Annotated in this window: 16 protein-coding genes; 14 read left to right on the top strand and 2 right to left on the bottom strand. The window is 41.7% G+C overall.

Annotated elements, in window-relative coordinates:
- Window positions 1-18 precede the first annotated feature (18 nt).
- Window positions 19-1,623 (top strand): teichoic acids export ABC transporter ATP-binding subunit TagH, encoded by a 1,605-nt coding sequence (tagH, locus tag NST01_RS16820; RefSeq protein ID WP_046344607.1) that lies wholly within the window; start codon window positions 19-21, stop codon window positions 1,621-1,623.
- 27 nt (window positions 1,624-1,650) lie between these two features.
- Here the strand turns inward: tagH and galU are convergent, their stop codons facing one another.
- A complete protein-coding gene (gene galU, locus NST01_RS16815) occupies window positions 1,651-2,532 on the bottom strand; it encodes a UTP--glucose-1-phosphate uridylyltransferase GalU (protein WP_008343198.1) in 882 nt (293 codons plus the stop codon).
- A 268-nt stretch (window positions 2,533-2,800) separates the two neighbouring features.
- Here galU and wecB point away from each other — a divergent pair, with 268 nt between their 5' ends.
- A complete protein-coding gene (gene wecB, locus NST01_RS16810; RefSeq protein ID WP_017359979.1) occupies window positions 2,801-3,940 on the top strand; it encodes a non-hydrolyzing UDP-N-acetylglucosamine 2-epimerase in 1,140 nt (379 codons plus the stop codon).
- Window positions 3,941-3,973: 33 nt separating this feature from the next.
- Here the strand turns inward: wecB and tagU are convergent, their stop codons facing one another.
- Window positions 3,974-4,894, bottom strand: coding sequence for a polyisoprenyl-teichoic acid--peptidoglycan teichoic acid transferase TagU (gene tagU / locus NST01_RS16805; RefSeq protein WP_008348305.1), 921 nt, complete (start codon window positions 4,892-4,894; stop codon window positions 3,974-3,976).
- Between the two features lie 182 nt (window positions 4,895-5,076).
- Here tagU and NST01_RS16800 point away from each other — a divergent pair, with 182 nt between their 5' ends.
- From NST01_RS16800 to tuaF, 12 genes are all read left to right on the top strand, one after another.
- Window positions 5,077-5,400, top strand: a complete 324-nt coding sequence (locus tag NST01_RS16800; protein WP_035701604.1) for a hypothetical protein — start codon at window positions 5,077-5,079, stop codon at window positions 5,398-5,400.
- A gap of 25 nt (window positions 5,401-5,425) precedes the next feature.
- A complete protein-coding gene (locus NST01_RS16795; RefSeq protein WP_008348301.1) occupies window positions 5,426-7,534 on the top strand; it encodes a SpoIID/LytB domain-containing protein in 2,109 nt (702 codons plus the stop codon).
- A gap of 22 nt (window positions 7,535-7,556) precedes the next feature.
- The gene (locus NST01_RS16790) at window positions 7,557-9,047 is read left to right on the top strand and encodes an N-acetylmuramoyl-L-alanine amidase (protein ID WP_008348299.1); all 1,491 of its coding nucleotides are present in this window, start codon (window positions 7,557-7,559) and stop codon (window positions 9,045-9,047) included.
- A gap of 132 nt (window positions 9,048-9,179) precedes the next feature.
- Window positions 9,180-10,670: an N-acetylmuramoyl-L-alanine amidase gene (locus NST01_RS16785; RefSeq protein ID WP_326114939.1), complete on the top strand. Its 1,491-nt coding sequence runs from the start codon at window positions 9,180-9,182 to the stop codon at window positions 10,668-10,670.
- A gap of 144 nt (window positions 10,671-10,814) precedes the next feature.
- Window positions 10,815-11,384 carry a hypothetical protein gene (locus NST01_RS16780; protein WP_019743577.1) on the top strand — a complete coding sequence of 190 codons (570 nt, stop codon included), beginning with the start codon at window positions 10,815-10,817 and terminating at the stop codon, window positions 11,382-11,384.
- A 197-nt stretch (window positions 11,385-11,581) separates the two neighbouring features.
- On the top strand, window positions 11,582-12,241 hold the full coding sequence (locus NST01_RS16775; RefSeq protein WP_008348294.1) for a sugar transferase: 660 nt from the start codon (window positions 11,582-11,584) through the stop codon (window positions 12,239-12,241).
- Window positions 12,242-12,259: 18 nt separating this feature from the next.
- Window positions 12,260-13,711 (top strand): teichuronic acid biosynthesis protein TuaB, encoded by a 1,452-nt coding sequence (gene tuaB, locus NST01_RS16770; RefSeq protein ID WP_050826659.1) that lies wholly within the window; start codon window positions 12,260-12,262, stop codon window positions 13,709-13,711.
- On the top strand, window positions 13,708-14,892 hold the full coding sequence (gene tuaC / locus NST01_RS16765; RefSeq protein WP_074041807.1) for a teichuronic acid biosynthesis protein TuaC: 1,185 nt from the start codon (window positions 13,708-13,710) through the stop codon (window positions 14,890-14,892). The genes tuaB and tuaC overlap by 4 nt, the downstream gene beginning before the upstream one ends.
- 75 nt (window positions 14,893-14,967) lie before the next feature.
- Window positions 14,968-16,305, top strand: a complete 1,338-nt coding sequence (tuaD, locus tag NST01_RS16760; protein ID WP_017368147.1) for a UDP-glucose 6-dehydrogenase TuaD — start codon at window positions 14,968-14,970, stop codon at window positions 16,303-16,305.
- 14 nt (window positions 16,306-16,319) lie between these two features.
- Window positions 16,320-17,249: an NAD-dependent epimerase/dehydratase family protein gene (locus NST01_RS16755; RefSeq protein WP_326114943.1), complete on the top strand. Its 930-nt coding sequence runs from the start codon at window positions 16,320-16,322 to the stop codon at window positions 17,247-17,249.
- 39 nt (window positions 17,250-17,288) lie between these two features.
- Window positions 17,289-18,755 (top strand): teichuronic acid biosynthesis protein TuaE, encoded by a 1,467-nt coding sequence (tuaE, locus tag NST01_RS16750; protein WP_326114945.1) that lies wholly within the window; start codon window positions 17,289-17,291, stop codon window positions 18,753-18,755.
- A gap of 61 nt (window positions 18,756-18,816) precedes the next feature.
- On the top strand, window positions 18,817-19,494 hold the full coding sequence (gene tuaF, locus NST01_RS16745; RefSeq protein ID WP_138826541.1) for a teichuronic acid biosynthesis protein TuaF: 678 nt from the start codon (window positions 18,817-18,819) through the stop codon (window positions 19,492-19,494).
- The last annotated feature ends 21 nt before the right edge of the window (window positions 19,495-19,515 follow it).

Here is a 19,515-nt window from a genome sequence, read left to right as displayed (position 1 = left end):
AAGTAAGGAGATTATACGATGAAACTAAAGGTTTCGTTTCGAAACGTATCCAAGCAATACGTCTTATATAAAAAGCAGTCTGACAAGATCAAAGGGCTGTTTTTTCCTAATAAAAATGAAAAAGGTTTCTTTGCCGTTCGTGATGTGTCGTTTGATGTCTATGAAGGAGAGACGATTGGTTTTGTAGGGATCAACGGTTCTGGGAAATCCACGATGTCGAACCTTCTAGCGAAAATCATTCCACCGACAAGTGGTGAGATTGATATGGACGGCCAGCCATCGTTAATTGCCATTGCGGCAGGGCTGAACAATCAGTTAAGCGGTAAAGACAACATTCGTTTAAAATGCTTAATGATGGGTCTGACAAATAAGGAAATTGACGATCTTTATGAAAAAATCGTAGAGTTTGCGGATATTGGAGACTTTATAGACCAGCCTGTAAAGAGCTATTCAAGCGGAATGAAATCCCGTCTTGGTTTTGCTATTTCAGCACATATAGATCCAGATATCCTCATTATTGATGAGGCACTGTCTGTAGGAGACCAAACCTTCTATCAAAAATGTGTGGATCGCATCACCGAATTCAAAGAACAAGGAAAGACGATCTTTTTTGTCAGTCACTCCATTAGTCAAATCCAAAAAATCTGTGATCGGGTTGCTTGGATGCATTATGGTGAACTTCGTATGTTTGATGATACGAAAAAGGTTGTGAAAGAGTATAAGGAGTTTGTTGATTGGTTTAACAAGCTTTCCAAGAAAGAAAAAAAGGAATACCAATTGAAGCACAAAGAAGGTCGAAAAGGCGTACAAAAGACAGAGAAGGTGTCTCGTTATCATGAGAACGAGAAACGACGTTCATTTTTTGGACCAGCGTTTCAAGTGACCATGATAGCTGTTTTAACCATCTTACTTGCCCTTTCAATGTTTTCGGATCGCCCGCTTCGTACACTTGCGACATTTGGTGCAATTCCTTCAGGTAAAACAGAGGCGCCCCAGTCAACGAACCATGAGACAAAAGGTGCCCCTGATGATATGAAAAAGATTGATCAACAGGCCATAGTTAAGGCAGATCCAATGACGGTTTATACAGACAGGGCCATGAAAGAAAAGGCAGACGTCACATTATCGTTTGGACAAGAAGTAAAGGCTGTGGCTAAAAATAAACAAGCCGTTCAAATCAAAACAGCATCAGAGACGTATTATGTGAAACCTGATGCGCTACAAAACGCAGATGAATTGAAGCCGTTATCCATCGGACCAGCACAGTTCAATTCCTACGTATCACCCGCATCTGCGGGTTCGTATGAGTACTTACTTTCTTTCCTTGGAAAAGAAGAGTCTGTGCTGAAGCAAAGAATGCAAACACTTAGCTCGGTCAAAAGTGAGCAAGGTGATACCGTTGAGCGGCTGACCACTGAGAAAACCGATTATGTGATTCAAAATGGCCAGGCAAATACGATGGTGTTCCGCGAGATCATGCCTATCTCTCCTTCAACACTTGGACTGACAGAACAGAATGTCTGGATGAATGAGAAACAAACGAAGTTCGCAGTAAAGGGCGAACATAACCTGTTTGTCATTGATAATGAACAGCATACGCTGACCGTTTCAGCGATCAAATAAAAAAGCTGCCGATGCCGGCAGCTTTTTTTAATTCACTTCTTCTTTTTCAAGAAGTTGTTTCATAAATGGAATGAGTTTTTTCTTGAGCTCTTCATCTTGAAGGGCAAACTCTAGCGTCGTTTCAATGAAACCTTGCTTCTCTCCGACATCATATCGTTTTCCTTCAAAATCATAGGCAAATACACGCTGGATGTCATTGAGCTTTTGAATGGCATCTGTCAGCTGAATTTCTCCTCCTGCACCAATTTCTTGTTGATCAAGGTACATAAAGATCTCCGGCGTGAAAATGTAGCGCCCTAAAATGGCTAAATTGGATGGTGCGGTTCCTTGCGGCGGCTTTTCAACAAAGTTTTTCACTTGGTAGCGGCGCCCTTCTTGGGTAAGAGGGTCAATGATCCCGTAGCGATGCGTATCGCTGTCCGCTACCTGCTGAACGCCGATCACGGACGAAAGGGTTTTTTCATATTCATCCATCAGCTGGCGAAGTCCAGGTGTTTCGGCTTGGACGATATCATCACCTAATAAAACAGCAAAGGGTTCATCACCGATAAAGTTGCGTGCGCACCAAACGGCATGTCCGAGTCCTTTAGGTTCCTTTTGGCGGATGTAATGAATATCAGCAATATTAGAGGACTTTCTCACTTTTTCTAAAAGTTCACTTTTTCCTTTTTCTTCAAGGTTGCGCTCAAGCTCTGGCGCAAAATCAAAATGATCCTCAATGGCTCTTTTTCCTTTTCCAGTGACAATAATAATGTCTTCAATTCCTGATTCAACAGCTTCTTCAATAATATATTGAATGGTTGGTTTATCAACGATTGGCAGCATTTCTTTAGGCATAGCCTTTGTGGCAGGGAGGAAACGTGTTCCGAGACCTGCTGCTGGTATTATGGCTTTACGTACTTTTTTCAATGAACTTTGCACCTTCCTTACATAGATAACCGATTTAATAATCAATGTTAGTTCTTGGTCGTCTTTATAAAGTGTAACTTACAAATCATAGGAAAGACAAATGATTTCACTAAAAATGATTTTTAGATAGTTTACATTTTATATGTTAAATGTAAAGGAGGGTGAATGATAACGTTAATTCAATGTAAATTTCTTTTTTATATCATTAAATTTATCCTCCAAATTGTGTATAATTGAAAGTATTATACTAGGAAAGAGGCATAAACAAGTGAAAAAACTAAATGTAATGACTATTTTCGGTACTAGACCTGAAGCAATCAAAATGGCTCCACTTGTCCTTGAACTTAATAAACATCCACAAATAAATTCAATTGTCACTGTAACAGCTCAGCATAGAGAAATGCTAGATCAAGTTCTTGAGGCATTTTCTATTACGCCAGACCATGATCTAAACATCATGAAGCAGCGCCAAACATTATCTGAAATTACATCAAATGCATTGTTGAAACTAGATCAATTATTCCAAGAAGAAAAACCTGATATTGTGCTTGTTCATGGCGACACAACGACAACTTTTGCAGGAAGTTTGGCTGCGTTCTACCACCAAATTTCTGTTGGTCACGTTGAAGCGGGTTTAAGAACACACAATAAATACTCGCCGTTCCCTGAGGAATTGAACCGACAAATGACAGGCACGATTGCCGATATTCATTTTGCTCCTACAAATGAGGCGAAACAGAATCTTTTAATTGAAAATAAAAAAGAAGAGACGATTTGTGTGACGGGGAATACAGCGATTGATGCATTGCAAACAACGGTTACAGAGCAGTATCAACACCCTATTTTAGAGAAAATAGGCACAGATAAAATGATTTTGTTAACGGCTCATCGCAGAGAAAATCTCGGCCAGCCGATGAAAAACATGTTTAGAGCGATTAGACGTATTGTAGAAGAGTTTGAAGATGTTCAGGTTGTATATCCTGTACATTTAAACCCTGCTGTTCGTGATGCGGCTCAGACAGAATTCAGTGATCTTGATCGTGTGCACTTAATTGAGCCGCTCGAAGTAGTTGATTTCCATAACTTCGCTGCTGCCTCGCACTTTATTCTAACGGATTCTGGCGGTGTACAAGAGGAGGCGCCTTCTCTAGGGAAGCCAGTACTAGTGCTGCGCGATACAACAGAACGCCCTGAAGGTGTGAAAGCTGGTACGCTGAAGCTCGCAGGTACAGATGAAGAGACCATTTACAACATGGCAAAACAGCTTCTAGTCGATCAGAAAGAGTACGACAACATGTCAAAGGCGTCTAATCCATATGGTGATGGACAAGCGTCAAAACGAATTGTCGAAGAGCTTCTCCATCGTTATGGTTTAAGTGATGAAAAACCAGCCCCATTCCAATCATAAAAAAAGAAGACTACATTCCTGTAGTCTTCTTTTTTACTGCTCCAAACTATCCTTCAATTCCTTCTTCACTTTCGCTAAACTGCTGTCATCAAGCTGATAGTAATAAATATTATTGATTCGTGCGCCTGTACCTTTCAGCTCGTGCTGTTTCACATTTTGTCTTGCATCACGATAATCATTCATCATCGTCCACATGTCGTCAAAGGACATATTCGTTTTCATGTTGTTTTCAACGACTTTAAACATATCGCCGAATTTCGTAATAGATGAAATGTTAGCGCCTTTTGCAATGATGCCTTCAATGACTTGACGCTGTCTTTGCTGACGGCCGAAATCACCTTTAGGATCTTGCTTTCTCATTCTTGTATAGGCAAGGGCTTGATCGCCGTTCAGGTTAATTTCTCCTGTACCAAATGAATGGCCATCATAGCTGAAAGCAAACGTGCTGTTCACCGTAATGCCGCCAAGTGTATCGACAATGTCTTTGAAACTTTCCATATTCACTTTCACAAAGTAATCCACAGGTACATCAAGCAGTTCCTCTACTGTATCTGCAGCCATTTGTGTACCACCGAAAGCATAAGAGTGGTTGATTTTATCCATTGTGCCTTTTCCGACAATTTTTGTATACGTATCACGGGGGATACTCACCATTTCAGTTGTTTTCGTTTTCGGATTCACTGTCATGTATATTAATGTATCTGCACGGCCTCGGTCATTCTTTCTTTCATCGACACCCATGACTAAAATGGAGATCGGGTCTTTTTTACTTAAATCGACATCTTTGTCACGCTTATCTGACTTCTTTAAGTTCTCTTGAATGCCTGCGACAGTGGATGCGGCTGTATTCCAAAGATGATACGCGTATCCGCCAGTGGCTAATACGAATAAGCCAATAATCGATAAAACAATCCAAAGAACCTTCTTTTTCTTTCTTTTTCTCTCAGCTCTCATAATGTCCCTCACCTTTTCTATCATTCTTCCATGATTATAGGTTTACGAATCTTGATAAACAAGTTATTTTTTTACTCTGAACCTAGATATAGACGTTGTAACAAAAAAAAGGTTTCAAAAAACCTTAAATTTACCTTAAAATATTAAGTTATAAGACGATACAAAGACATGAGGTGAAAAAAATGAAGAAAATCGTCGTTTTACCGTTCTTAATACTACTACTAGGTATCGTGCTCACAGCATGTGGAACGGCTGAGCAATCCTCAGGAGAAAACAAGACAAGCAGTTCAACTCCTCAGGTGCTGGAAGAAAAAGCTGAATTTATTGGAATGGCTGATGCACATACAGTCGAAGTGAAAAAAGTGAATACGACCTTAAGCTATGAATTTACGGATAATTTTAAAGATGTATTAAATGAATTTAAACCAGGTGACAAAGTAGAAATCTCTTACTTTATCAATGACAGTGGTCAAAAAGAAATTCAGAAGATTGAAAAACAGAAGTAAAAAAAGATGGGCGGGATGAACAAAATTGAAGAAAACAGGCATTACACTTATCGTTCTCATGACACTGACACTACTAATTGCACCTTTTCAGTCTGCCATGGCCAGCTCGACAATTTCAGTAAAACTGTCTAACTATATCGGAAACAAAAACAGCATGGATTTCTCAACAACGGGGGAATACAAACTATCAGGATCAAATGTCGCTGTGACGAAAAGATACGACGGCAAAAATCGTTACGAAGTAGCCAATAGTATTGCTTCTGCAGGATGGAAAAATCCTTCAACCGTTGTGATTGTGAGCCGAGATGCTTTTGATCATGCCATTTCTGTATCGCCGTTAGCATACAAATTAGGCGCCCCAATTTTGTACACGAACATTGAAAAGCTAACGAAGACAACTGAAAATCAGTTGAAAAAGATGAATCCTGATAACATCTTAATTGTCGGGAATACGAAAAGTATTTCAACAGCTGCTGAGAAATCAATCAAAAAGTATGGAAAAGTGAGACGCATTAGTGGGAAAGACAAATTTGAAATTTCCCAAAAAATCGCCAAAGAAATGGGTAACTATAAGCAAGCAATTGTTGTCGGCGGGAACTCATTCATGAATGGGATTGCAATTGCATCCTATGCATCGAGAAAAGGATACCCAATCCTATTAACAAAAAAAGATTCCATTCCGTCTTATAAAATGCCAAGTAAAGTCATTATCATCGGCAGTACAAAAAGTACGGGACAAAAAGTAGAAAATCAAATCAAGAAAACCTCACAGGTGACACGAATCAGCGGTGCCAATCGCTACGAATTATCTGTGAATATCATTAAAAAATTAAACATTAATGCAGATAAAGTGTACTTGGCAAAAGCCTCTAGCTATATTTATGCAATGCCTTTGTCGCAATTGGCTGCAAAATCTAACAGTACCGTTGTGTATGTGAAGCCGGATTCTGTCACAGCGTCATTAAAAGCATTGCTGAAAGAAAAAGGTACATATGCTTACCATCTTGCTGGTAGCACAAGTGCGATTACAGATAGTTTAAAAAATTCTTTAGCCAAACAAGTCTATCTGAAAAAAAATCAAAACTACCAATTGAATATTTCTAACGGAAAAATTTCATTAAAAGGCATTAAGACGTATAACACATTAAGAGTTGTTCCTGAGAAATATTCAACCAAAAATGTCCTTCAAATCGCAGGGAAGCCTTACTTAGGTAACGTCAACTTTGCCATTGAATCAGGATATATCAGGCCGACTAATGAAAATATTCCATTTGAAGACTATCTAAAAGGTGTTGTGCCAAACGAAATGCCTGCGAGCTGGCATGTTGAGGCATTAAAAGCACAAGCTGTTGCCGCTAGAACGTATTCAGTGAAAAGTATTGGAAAAGTCGTACCTGATACAACAGCCTTCCAAGTATATGGAGGATATAACTGGTACACAAATTCGACAAAAGCTGTGGATGCCACAAAAGGCAAGGTTCTGAAATACAACAATCAACTTATTTCAGCCACCTATTATTCTAGTAATGGCGGATACACTGAGGCGAGTGAAGAAGTATGGGGGAATGCACTGCCATACTTAGTCGCCAAAAAAGACACAAAAGATCCTGTCAATGCGTGGACACTGAAGTTGTCTAAAAAGCAATTAGGCACTACGTTGACTGCAAGTACAGCAGCTTCTGAGTGGTCTAAGGCAAAAGAAGCCAATGCTGCCGACCTTGCTGGTCTAAAATCATGGCTGTTGAAAAATAAAGAAACAGCTGCATCTGACATGAGAATTGCATCTATTTCAAGCCTGACATTCTCAGGAAAAACAAAAGGTCAGCGTGCGAAGACCGTTTCAATCAAGCTGAATTACCATCTGAAAAACAAAACAGGTACGTATACAGTGAACAAAAGTACAACGGCAAGTATGAAAATGACAGAGTTTAGAACAGTCATGGGCGCAACAAAGGTGAAAAGTACGTTTGCGTCAGTAAAGAATAATACAAATGATTTCACGATTTCAGGAAAAGGCTATGGTCACGGCATTGGTATGAGTCAATACGGCGCCAAAGCTAGAGCTGAATCTGGAAACTCGTATTCTTCTATACTTTCGTTCTACTATCCAGGTACAAAACTAACAAACTATTAAAAGTTAAGGGAGGACACAGAAGATGCGCTCAATGATCAAAACAGCCATCCTCAGCCTCATCGCCATTTTCGTTATTGTTCCAACAGCTTCAGCAGATAACTCGGTCTCCCGAATTGATGGTGGGAGCCGGTATGCTGTAGCAGCAAACGTAGCGAAAAAAGGATGGGGAACAGCAAGTACAGTTGTTTTAGTGGGGAAAACTGCATATGCAGATGCAACAGCAGGAATTCCACTGGCACATCAAAAAAATGGACCAGTTCTTTACACAAATAGTACAAGCCTTTCTGGAGATACAAAAAAAGCCTTAACGGCTTTAAAAACGAAGACAGTTATTGTTTTAGGCAGCACATCAAGTGTGTCAAACAACGTGGTCAATCAAGTAAAGAAAATGGGCATCTCTACACAACGTATTTCAGGAAAAAACCGATATGAGCTATCGGCAAATATCGCGAAAAAAATGAAAACGCCAGCTGGCGTCGTTGTGGTTGAAGGGTCATTCTATGCACATGGAATTGCCATTGCACCTGTAGCGGCACAAAAAGGGTTCCCAATTCTATATACAGATAAAAAGGGCCTTCGTTCTGAAATCGCTTCTGTTGCAAAAGCAAGCAATGTGAAACAAACCATTGTCGTAGGCGGAGAGAATTACGTCACAAAAGCAGCTTATAATCAATTAAAATCTCCAACGCGAATCAAAGGCTCTACTCGTTATGACGTGGCTGCGAATATTGTGAAAAAATACAATATGAGCACAAATAATACCTATGTAGGAAGAGGGTTTGGCTATGCCACTTCATCTTCTGCGGCAGGAATTGCAGCAAAGCAAAACAAAGCATTGCTCCTAACGAATGAAAAGACGCTGCCAAAGGTAACAAGAGCGACGATTAGCAGCAAAAAAATCACCAAATTTACTGTCGTTGGCAGTACAAATACAGTGACACCAACTGTCGTGAATCAATTGAAAAATCCTGTCGTTGGCAAAAAAGTATTCATTGACCCAGGTCATGGCGCTCATGATTCAGGAGCGGTAGGCTACGGATTATATGAGAAGAACTTAAACTTAGATGTAGCCAAACGTCTAAATACAAAGTTAAACAACGCAGGTGCACTTGTGACGATGTCAAGAACATCAGACACATTCGACAGTCTTCAAACACGGGTGAGCAAAGGTGCGTCAGCAAATGCAGATATCTTCATCAGTGTCCATGCGAACTCAAATGATAACAGCAGTGCAAATGGAACTGAAACGTATTATGACAAAACATATGCGGCAACAAACAGCTTGAAGCTTGCGCAAAATATTCAGCCTAAAATGGTCAGTGCATTAGGCACAAGAGACCGTGGCGTGAAGACAGCTGGTTTCTATGTGATTAAATATTCTAAGATGCCAAGTGTTCTCTTAGAAACTGGTTTTGTTTCCAGTCCAGTTGATTCAAATATTTTGAAATCTGCTACTTATAAAGATCGATTAGCGTCAGGTATTTCAAGCGGTGTTTCAGGCTATTTTAGATAAGAAAACATACAGATGAGGGGTGCCTAAGATACACCTCTTAGGCTGCTCGAGAAACGACTCTCGGCAGCCTTTTTTCAAAAGTACATGAAGTGTTTCCGGGGTGAAGGGTTCAAAACCAAGGAGGTTGACTTCATGCGTTCTTATATCAAATGTTTTGTTTTGATTGTGGTTTCACTATGTTTGTATGCACCATCTGCATTTGCGCAGCACAATGTATCGAAAATTGAGGGAAGTAATCGATATGAGGTGGCAGTTAACGCTGCAAAACGAGGCTGGTCGACAGCACCTACAGTTGTTTTAGTAGGCGGTGAAGCTTATGCAGATGCGCTAAGTGCTGTGCCGTATGCCTTTCAGCAAGGAGCCCCAGTGCTTTTAACGAATACTAGCAGTCTTTCAGGTGCAACTAAGTCAGGTCTTCAGCATTTTAAAACGAAGCGTGTCATCATTCTTGGCGGAACCGCAAGCATTTCTCAAAAAGTCGTAGCGCAGCTAAAAGCAATGAATCTATCCGTATCGCGAATACAAGGGAAGAATCGATATGAATTGGCGGCAAACGTTGCTAAGCAAATGAAGAGTGCTGATACAGCTGTGATTGTGAATGGTTCTGCTTATGCAGATGCTGTGGCGATTGCTCCGTATGCTGCAAAACAGGGCTTTCCTATTTTATTAACCGATGCAAAAGGGCTGCGGCAGGAAACAGCCAATCTATTAAAAAGCAAAGCGGTGAAACGGACGATTGTGATTGGCGGGGAAACAAATGTCAATCAAGCAGCCTATCAAAAGCTACCATCACCCGTGAGAATCAGCGGAGCTAATCGGTATGAAGTGGCAGCCCGAATTGCGAAAACATACCCGATGAAGACAACCCAAACGTATATGAGTAACGGCTATGCATATGCCGATGCGGCAGCTGCGGCAAGTACGGCAGCCAAGCAAGGGCAAACCCTTCTTCTTACAGACGCTCAATCAGTACCAGATGCGATTCGTCGTGTCATTGGGACTAAAAAGATTTCAACATTTACAGTGTTAGGCGGAACATCAACCATACGAACCAGTGTGATCACACAGCTGAAAAATCATGTGTTAGGTGAAACCATCTTTATTGATCCAGGTCATGGTGCGCAGGATGCTGGAGCGGTAGGAAATGGGCTGTTTAAAAAAAATGTAAATCTGGATGTCGCGTTAAAACTGCAAGCAAGGCTCAAACAAGCGGGTGCGCTGACGGTCATGTCTAGAACATCTGATACATTTGATTCCTTGCAAACGCGCGTAAGCAAAGGATCACAGGCTGGTGCGGATGTGTTCATCAGCATCCATGCCAATGCAAATGATAATAGCGGTGCAAATGGAACAGAAACGTATTATGATGCGACGTATGCTTCGGCCAATAGTTTAAAGCTGGCACAAAAGGTACAGCCCCAGATGGTGAAAGCCCTTGGCACAAGGGAGCGTGGTGTGAAAACAGCAGGGTTCTACGTGATCAAGTATTCAAAAATGCCCAGCATCTTGCTCGAAACAGGGTTCGTAACCAGTCCGATTGATGCCAGTATATTAAAATCAACGACTGCTAAGGAGAGGCTGGCTTCAGGAATCGCAGCAGGTGTATCTCAATATTTTGAATAAAATAGATCGGATGAATGATATGTCAAGTTAAAAATACATTTCATTTCAGGTTATTTTTGTTATAATCGAAACATAGAGGGTGGATTTTTCACGTATTTGCCTTCCAATGACAGCAAATCGACAAATCATGAAGAGGTGACGATCTTGAAAAAATTAATCACAATGCCGTTTTTAGTCTTACTTCTAGGTGTAATGCTCACAGCATGCGGCACATCAAATCAGTCAAACGATAACAATACGGATAACAGCAAAAAAGAAACAACTGAAGCAGCAGATCAAAAGAAAGAAAATGCAACAGATGAAAAGACGGAAGACAAGTCTGCAAGTGAAAAAGCAGATGATGAAAGCAAAGAAACAGCTGCTCAAACAGAAGACCAAGCAGGTCAATCTGATGAAGATGCAAAAGAAAGCTCAAGTAAGGAAATCACAAAAGAAGAAACGACAAATGATCAGTCAAAAGCTGAATCTAAAACAAAAAAAGAATCTACAACGAAGAAAAATGAAGTCACCAAAGAAGGCACATATGTCGGTTTGGCTGATGGACATACAATTGCTGTCAACATTGATGGAAAAGAAGTAGCCATTCAATTCGGAAATACATTTTCTAAACAAGTGAACAGCCTAAAAGAAGAATCAAAAGTGAAAGTAACGTATACAAAAGATGCAAACGGAACGCTTAGACTGAAGACGATCGAATCCGTAAAGGCAAAATAAAAAAGACACGTAGACCCGCAGAATTGCGGGTCTTTTTTACGTTTAAAAGGGCATAACTTGATATAAGGGCACATTCTTAACACACTTTTACAAGACTTAACAGCCCATTTACATTTGCTTAATGTTGCTCTGCTAAACTGACTTTCATAGAACATCTCTTTACACAACAACTACTTTGAATGGTGAGGTGCAGGTCAGTGAGCGCAGAGAAAGCGATGAACCTTTACAGAGAATATGAAGTGAGACGAAACCACTCTTTTGCTTTAACAGAACATATGGTTCGATATTTATTTGCAAAACGTTTCATAGATGTCGTGTTCTCGTTCATCGGATTGATGTTGAGTACGCCAATCATTTTACTGTTTGCCCTTTTAATCAAGCTAGAAACACCAGGGCCAGCCTTTTATATGCAGGAAAGGGTCGGAAAAGACGGTGTCTACTTTAAATTATGGAAGCTCAGATCGATGAGAACCAACGCAGAAAGCGGAGGAGCGAAATGGGCGCAAAAAAATGACCCTCGTATCACCAAAGTGGGGGCATTCATCAGAAAAACAAGAATTGATGAACTGCCGCAATTTATCAACGTGTTAAAAGGAGAAATGAGTATTGTAGGTCCACGTCCGGAAAGACCAATGTTTACTGCCGAATTTAATCGGACGATTCCAGGCTTTACAAAAAGACTGACAGTGAAGCCGGGGCTGACAGGCCTTGCTCAAGTAAATGGGGGATATGAAATGAGTCCAAGTGAAAAATTATCACACGACTTACAGTATATTCAAAACTTGACATTTTCTCTCGACACGAAGATTATGGTAAAAACGTTAAAAGTCATCGTGACTGGTGACGGAGCCAGATAAGTAAAGTAGGGAAGAGAAATGGCAAGTATGAAAAATCGCCTGCTGGGCGGAGCAAAATGGACAAGCTTGTCCGCATTGATCATTACCATCATCCAAATTGCACAGTTCGCCTTTTTAGGGAACGTAATGTCACTGAAAGAATTTGGACTCGTTGGCATGATCACAACGGTCACAATATTTACACAGATTTTACTTGATCTAGGTATCGGTGCTGCGATCATTCAAAAGGAACAAACGACGGAACGTCAATTATCTACATTATATTGGATCAACTTGCTGACGGGAATTCTCTTGTTTTGTGTATTGATCCTCGCAAGTCCCTTGATTGCCGCCTTTTATGCCAGACCTGAGCTGGAAGGCTTGCTCAAGTTATTATCGATCATGTTTCTTATTGCACCAATTGGTCAGCAATACCAATATATGATGCAGAAAGATTTAGCCTTTAAAACCTTAAGTACGATTGAGACGATAGCGACGATCATTTCGCTGATTGTTCTACTGATTCTAGCCTTTTTTATTAATCCAATTGTGGCCTATGTGATCTCTCAAGTACTGCTTCAATCAGGAAAAGGACTCATGTATGCAGCGGCTTATTGGAAGAAGTGGCGCCCAGCACCCGTTTTCGCATTAGGGGAAGTGAAAGAGTTTTTCTCCTTCGGGGCTTTCCAGCTTGCGTCAAGACTAGTCAATCGGGCAGGCTCAAATATCGACATGATTTTAATAGGACGGTTTCTTGGAGCAGAAGCTTTAGGGATTTACAGCCTGGCTTATCAAATCGTCACAATCCCGGTGCTGAAAATTAACCCGATTGTGACGAGAGTGGCTTTCCCAGTTTTCGCAAAAAGTCAGCGTGATCATTCTAGGCTGCGTGAGGGCTTCCTCAGTATGACGAATATGCTCGCACTCATTAGTTTTCCACTCCTCATCGGTCTTGCTGCCGTATCAGATAGCTTTATAGAAGTGGTGTTTGGAGAGAAATGGCTAGTGGCGGTCCCGGTTTTGAATATTTTGTGCATTGTTGGTCTACTCCGTGTGCTGATGAATCCAAATGGTTCCATCCTTCTTGCAAAAGGAAGAGCTGACTTAGCTTTTTATTGGGATACAGGCATGCTCATCGTATATGGATGCGCCTTATATGCAGGAGTCCATACTGGCAGTCTATTGACTGTAGCTTGGGTCTACTCAGGGGTCAGCCTGCTGAACTTCATTGTCGGCAGGTGGCTGATGGCTTATGTCATTCAGCTAGATATGAAGGTGTATGTAAAATCACTCGTAAAGCCTGCTGTCATGACGCTGTTAATGGCCGGCTGCGCAGTAGCTGTTCATCAAGGGATGAAGCTGACATCAGCGGATATACTGCTTCAATTACTACTGACGATTTGTTTAAGTGCGGCTTTATATAGCTTGCTGCTTGTCAAAATGTATCCGCAGGTGACAGGGAAATTATGGAGAAGAGGTCGTTCGTCATGAAGGTGCTATGGCTGACAAGTGTATATCCTAGTGAAAAACATCCAAGTGAAGGCGTCTTCCATGAAACGCAAGTGCAGGAGCTGGTCAAACAAGGCGTAGAAGTGAGCGTGATTTGTCCTACCCCTGTCAATCCGCCCATCTTACGGATGCTTAAAGCTTCCTATCGTCAGAGAAAAGATCTTCCCCAGCAGGAAGTGAGGTGCGGAGTACCGGTTTACAGACCGCCTTATACAGCACTGCCTGGACAGCTAAAATGGGCTCAGCCGAGTAAACGAATCGCAGCTTCTGTCCTACGCACAATGGAGCTTTATGAACTGTCACCGGATTTCATCCATGCGCACTTTGCCATGCCGTCTGGCGGCGCAGCAGCTGTGATCCAAAAGGAAGCGAGCATCCCTTATCTTCTGACCTTACACGGTAGTGATGTGAACATCTATCCAAACTATAGCAAAGGGGCGCTTGCAGCCTTTGAAGCAGCAGTAAAACAGGCGTCTGCTGTTCTCACAGTGAGTGAGGAGCTGGCAAAGAAAACACATGACATGACAGAGGTGGATGCACAATGTCTCCCGCTTGGAATTCCGCTCAAGTCATTTTCTAGAACACCAGGGGATCAAACAGCCATCAGAAAGCAGGTAGGTTTACCGCTTCACGACAAGCTCATCGTTTTTGTTGGCCGTTTAGTCAAAGAGAAAGGTTTGCTTGAATTAGCGGAAGCTGTCAGCGGGATGGTGGGTGTGAAAGCCGTCTTTGTCGGAAAAGGACCCCTCGCAAAGGAGCTGGCCGAACGGGCGGGAGAATCCATTATACTCCCGGGGCAGGTGCCGAATGAACAAGTCAAACATTATTTAATGGCAGCTGACCTGTTTGCCCTTCCATCCTACAGTGAAGGAATGCCGACTGTCGTCCTTGAGGCGCTCGCTTTAAAACTGCCTGTCATCGCAACACGGGTTGGTGGTCTCCCATCACTATTTTCTACCTATCAACATCTGCTCATTGAACCGCGTTCAACGAGTCAGCTAAAAGAAGCGATTCACGCTTATCTTTATGAAAACAGATGGAACGAGCAAGTGAAGAACGATCTTCACCACATCGTCCATACAGATTATTCATCATCACATAATGCTACGCTTCTGATTCAACAATATGAAAAGGTGCTGAATCAATCAACATCCACCGTTTAAACAGGATGAAATGTGCAAAGACTGATAGATAAACAGTTTGGAACGACCAATCTGCTTTTACTGAGAGGATGAAACATGTTGAAGAAAATTGCTGTGATTGGAACAGGATATGTCGGATTAGTATCGGGTACTTGTTTTGCTGATATCGGAAATCGCGTCATTTGTTGTGACATCGACGAATCAAAAATCAACAGCTTAAAAAGCGGTCTCGTTCCAATTTATGAACCGGGCTTAAAGGAATTGATTGAGAAGAATACAGAAGAAGGAAGATTGTGTTTTACAACCAATATTCCTGCTGCAATTCGAGAATCAGAGATTATTTATATTGCTGTAGGAACACCAATGACACCTCAGGGGGAAGCGGATTTAACATTCGTGAAAGCTGTGGCACAAACGGTTGGGGAACACCTGAATGGCTACAAAATCATCGTGAATAAGAGCACAGTGCCAGTTGGAACAGGACGTCTTGTTCAAGCCATTGTTCAAAAGGCTTCACGCAGTAAATATCCATTTGACGTCGTCTCCAATCCAGAGTTTCTGCGGGAAGGTTCAGCTATTCAAGATACGATGAATATGGAGAGAGCGGTGATTGGCTCTACAAGTGCACACGCATCCACGATCATTAAAAAATTGCATGATCCGTTTCAAACAGAAGTGGTTGAGACCAATCTAGAAAGTGCAGAAATGATTAAGTATGCGGCAAATGCCATGCTCGCCACAAAAATCTCATTCATCAATGACATTGCGAACATTTGCGAGAGAGTTGGTGCTGATGTGGAAAAAGTCAGCGAAGGCGTTGGGTTAGACAGCCGTATCGGGCATAAATTTTTAAAAGCAGGCATTGGATTTGGCGGTTCTTGTTTCCCAAAAGATACGATGGCTCTTCTCAAAATTGCCGAAACAGCCGGCTACCGGTTCAAGCTGATCGAATCTGTCATTGAAACAAACAACCACCAAAGAGCCCATCTTGTCAGCAAACTGATGAGTGTGTTCGGTGATATTAAAGGAAAAACGATTTCCGTTTTAGGGCTCGCATTTAAACCAAATACAAACGATATGCGTTCAGCGCCAGCACTAGATATTATCCCAATGCTGAGAGAGCTCGGAGCTTTTGTCAAAGCCTATGATCCAATTGCTTATGTAGAAGCAGAAAGAGAGCTTGGCCCGCAGGCGGTCTTCAGCAATGATCTCTATGAAACAGTGAAAGATACAGATGCTTGTCTCATCTTAACGGAATGGGATGACGTACAGAAGATGGATAAGGATCAGATCAAGCAGCTACTTCGTTCTCCCATTTTAATTGATGGAAGGAATTTGTTTGATCCAGCAGAAATGAAAGAGAGAGGATTTATTTACCAGTCCATCGGCCGCCCAGGCGTATGGGAAACAGAATTGGTATCGAAGGCACAATAATAGGGGGAACTTGGATGAAGAAAGTATTGGTCACTGGGGGAAGTGGATTTATAGGATCTCATACGGTAGAGGCTTTATTAGAGAAAGGTTATGAGCCCATCGTTCTTGATAACTTTTCAACTGGATCGAAGGAAAATATCGCTCATCTTTCCGTACAATGCATTGAAGCAGATGTCACAAAATCAGAAACGGTCGATTTGATCAAACACATTGCACCAGATTATATCATTCATCTTGCAGCGCAAGTGAGTGTAGCCGTTTCTGTTCAACATTTCGTCTACGACGAAGAGGTCAATATTAAAGGTTCGCTGCATGTGATCAAAGCAGCGGCTGAAGCCGGGGTGGAGAAAGTGGTGTTTGCCTCATCGGCAGCAGTCTATGGAGACCCAGTCTATCTGCCGGTCGACACAGCTCATCCACTGCAGCCTGGTTCACCTTATGGCTTGTCGAAACTGACAGTTGAACGATACTTAGAGATGGCAAAATCACTCTATGATGTGGACTATTGTATTATGCGGTACAGCAATGTATATGGTCCGCGCCAAGACGCACTTGGTGAAGGCGGTGTTGTCTCAATTTTTTCTGATAAGTTTGCAAAACATGAGGCACCTTTCATCTTCGGAAACGGGGAACAAACAAGAGATTTCATCTATGTAGGCGATCTAGCCGCAGCGAATGTTGCAGCTTTAACAGCTCAATCAAACGTTTGTTTAAATATCTCATGTGGTCATTCCATCACGGTGAATGAGCTGTTTCAAACGATGAAGCGAGTCACGAGATCAGATCTTGAACCGATTTATAAGCCTCAGCGCGCAGGAGATATTGTGCATAGTACATTGGTAAATGAGGAAACGAAACAAGTCTTAACATGGGAGCCTGTTGTGACTTTACAAGAAGGTTTGGCTCGCACCATTTCCTACTATGAACAGGAAGTAAAGGCTTAATCCCTCAAATCGGATGGGTTGCTTAGGAGGAAAATGGGTATGAGTGTGAAACAAACAGCATGGCAAATCATAATCGGATGTATTTTATTAATAGCAGGTATCGGGCTTGTACAAATGGCATCCGCACAGTCTATCGGGTTAAAGAAGATGGTGGTCATTCCGGTTTTGATTGTGGTGCTCATGGTGGCTGCTATATATATGAAGCTCTACATGAATGGTGAGCACATATTCATGTCAGCCATTTACCTTTTAATTGCACTAACATTTCTCAATAACGCTTTCTTCTCTATTAGTGCCGGGTTCTTTAGTCTCTTTCTCTACCGCATCATGCTCTTGGCTGTCTTTGCTTTATTCATATGGCGGATGAGAGACAAAGGAACGTACATATCCCAGTGGCAGCAAATTCGTGTTAAAGGCATTCTTGGTTTTTTCGCTGCATGGTTTCTTTACGGGCTCATCTCACTGCTTTGGGCTCATTCGGTCACAGACGGGCTGAAATATATGTCTCTTCTTGCGATGGGAATGGGTTTTGTCTTTCTTGTGGTCATGTACATTCAGCGAATGGATCAAATTGTGACTTTTTATAGTATTTGGCTAGTCATGACTGTATTTGTGATGGGAATCGGGTTCTATAATCACTTGACCTTGAATCATTTACCGAATACCTCATTGTATCTTGGACCAGCGTACAAACAGCACTATCCTACAGCTGTCTTCTTTAACCAAAATGACTTTGCGACGTTTTTATCTATTAGCTTTTTCTTATATGTGGCGTGCATGCGCCAAATGAAAAATGGTTATATCAAAGCGTTCGGATTACTAGGAGCCATCTTAGCGCTGTATCTTATTTTGTTAACAGAATCGCGCGCCAGTTTGCTTGGCATATTAGCTGGAGCGGCAATCTATGTATGGTTGCTGATGCCTCGCTTTTTAAAAAAGTGGTCCATCATGGCAGCAGGCGGGCTTGTTATCATCTGTATCGCCATTTTTTCAGCCAAAATCTATTCTATCTTTTATGACTTGTTTCTCGCTTCTCAGGTCGCTCATTCTTTTAGCGAACCACTTCCGTCCAACATTGCCCGGGCGAATTTAATCAAAAACGCCTGGCATTTCTTTACGAATTCATACGGTTTCGGAGTCGGAGCGGGCAATGTGTCTTATTACTTAGCTCACTTTTCTATCTTTGATACAGATCAGGTCGTTGAAGTTCACAATTGGCTGCTAGAGGTGATGACGAATTTTGGGTTTGCCGTCATGCTAGGTTATATCTCAGTGTATGCCTATCTCATGTTCTCGCTGTACAAACAATACCAATTGGCTGACACGAGATCAGCCAAGATGATCATTGAAGGTCTATTTGCTGCCATGCTGAGCTTTCTCGTCTCAAGTATCAGTCCTAGTTCCGTCTCGAATTTATATTTCCACTGGGTGTTTCTAGGGCTGGTGATCGCAGCGGTCAATATCATGAAAAATAAACAGCGCTTCAAGCCGTGGGCAAACGTGTGATGCTGAGTTTGTATGGCTACACTAGTGAAAAAGCAAATACGTCAATGTTGGGAGAATGAGCATGTCTGGTTTTATGTTAAGAATAGGGAAGCGAATGAAAAAATATATCGTCTGGCTTGTGCTGCTGCCTGTCGCATTAGCTGCTTTTGGTTTCTTTTTTGCCAAAGGGACAGTAGAACAGTCTAGTTACACAGCTGCTGTGACCTTGACGCTTGGGAAATATGACGACGGTGTGTATAACAATCTGTCAGAAGTGACATCTCTATTAAAAAGCGATGCATTTCTGAATCAAGCACTCCGTGATGTAAAGGAAGAAGAAAGGCAGGATGTGAAAAATCGTTTGATTCTCACGAACCAGTCCGATACACAATTGCAGTTGTCGTTTACAGATGCTGATCAAGCTCGAGCTTTGGCGGTAGTGAAACAAGTGTCAGATACATTTTTAAAGCAGGACAAAGCCTTATTTACGAAAAGACAGCAAGTCATTGAAAGAAGACTATCCGCTCTTGAAGATGAATCTGTCAGCAATGACTCCAAAGTCGATAAAGAACGATTTTTATATGAATTGGAATCGACAAAGCTGGGTATGAAGCAGGCAAAGATTGTCGATCCTGCCCAAGTGCTTGATGAAGGGAACAAAGGTATGTCAGCGAAAAAACGAGCACTGCTTGGACTTGTCATTGGCCTTAGCATCTCGCTTATGTTTGTGGTGTTACCTGAAGTGTTCAAAGAATCTTAATGATGAACTGGAGATGAGTCT

Source organism: Bacillus sp. FSL R7-0166, from assembly GCF_038008935.1.
Lineage (GTDB): Bacteria > Bacillota > Bacilli > Bacillales > Bacillaceae > Bacillus > Bacillus altitudinis.
The sequence above is the reverse complement of the archived record's forward strand: the minus strand, read 5'-3'. Positions and strand labels throughout refer to the sequence as shown.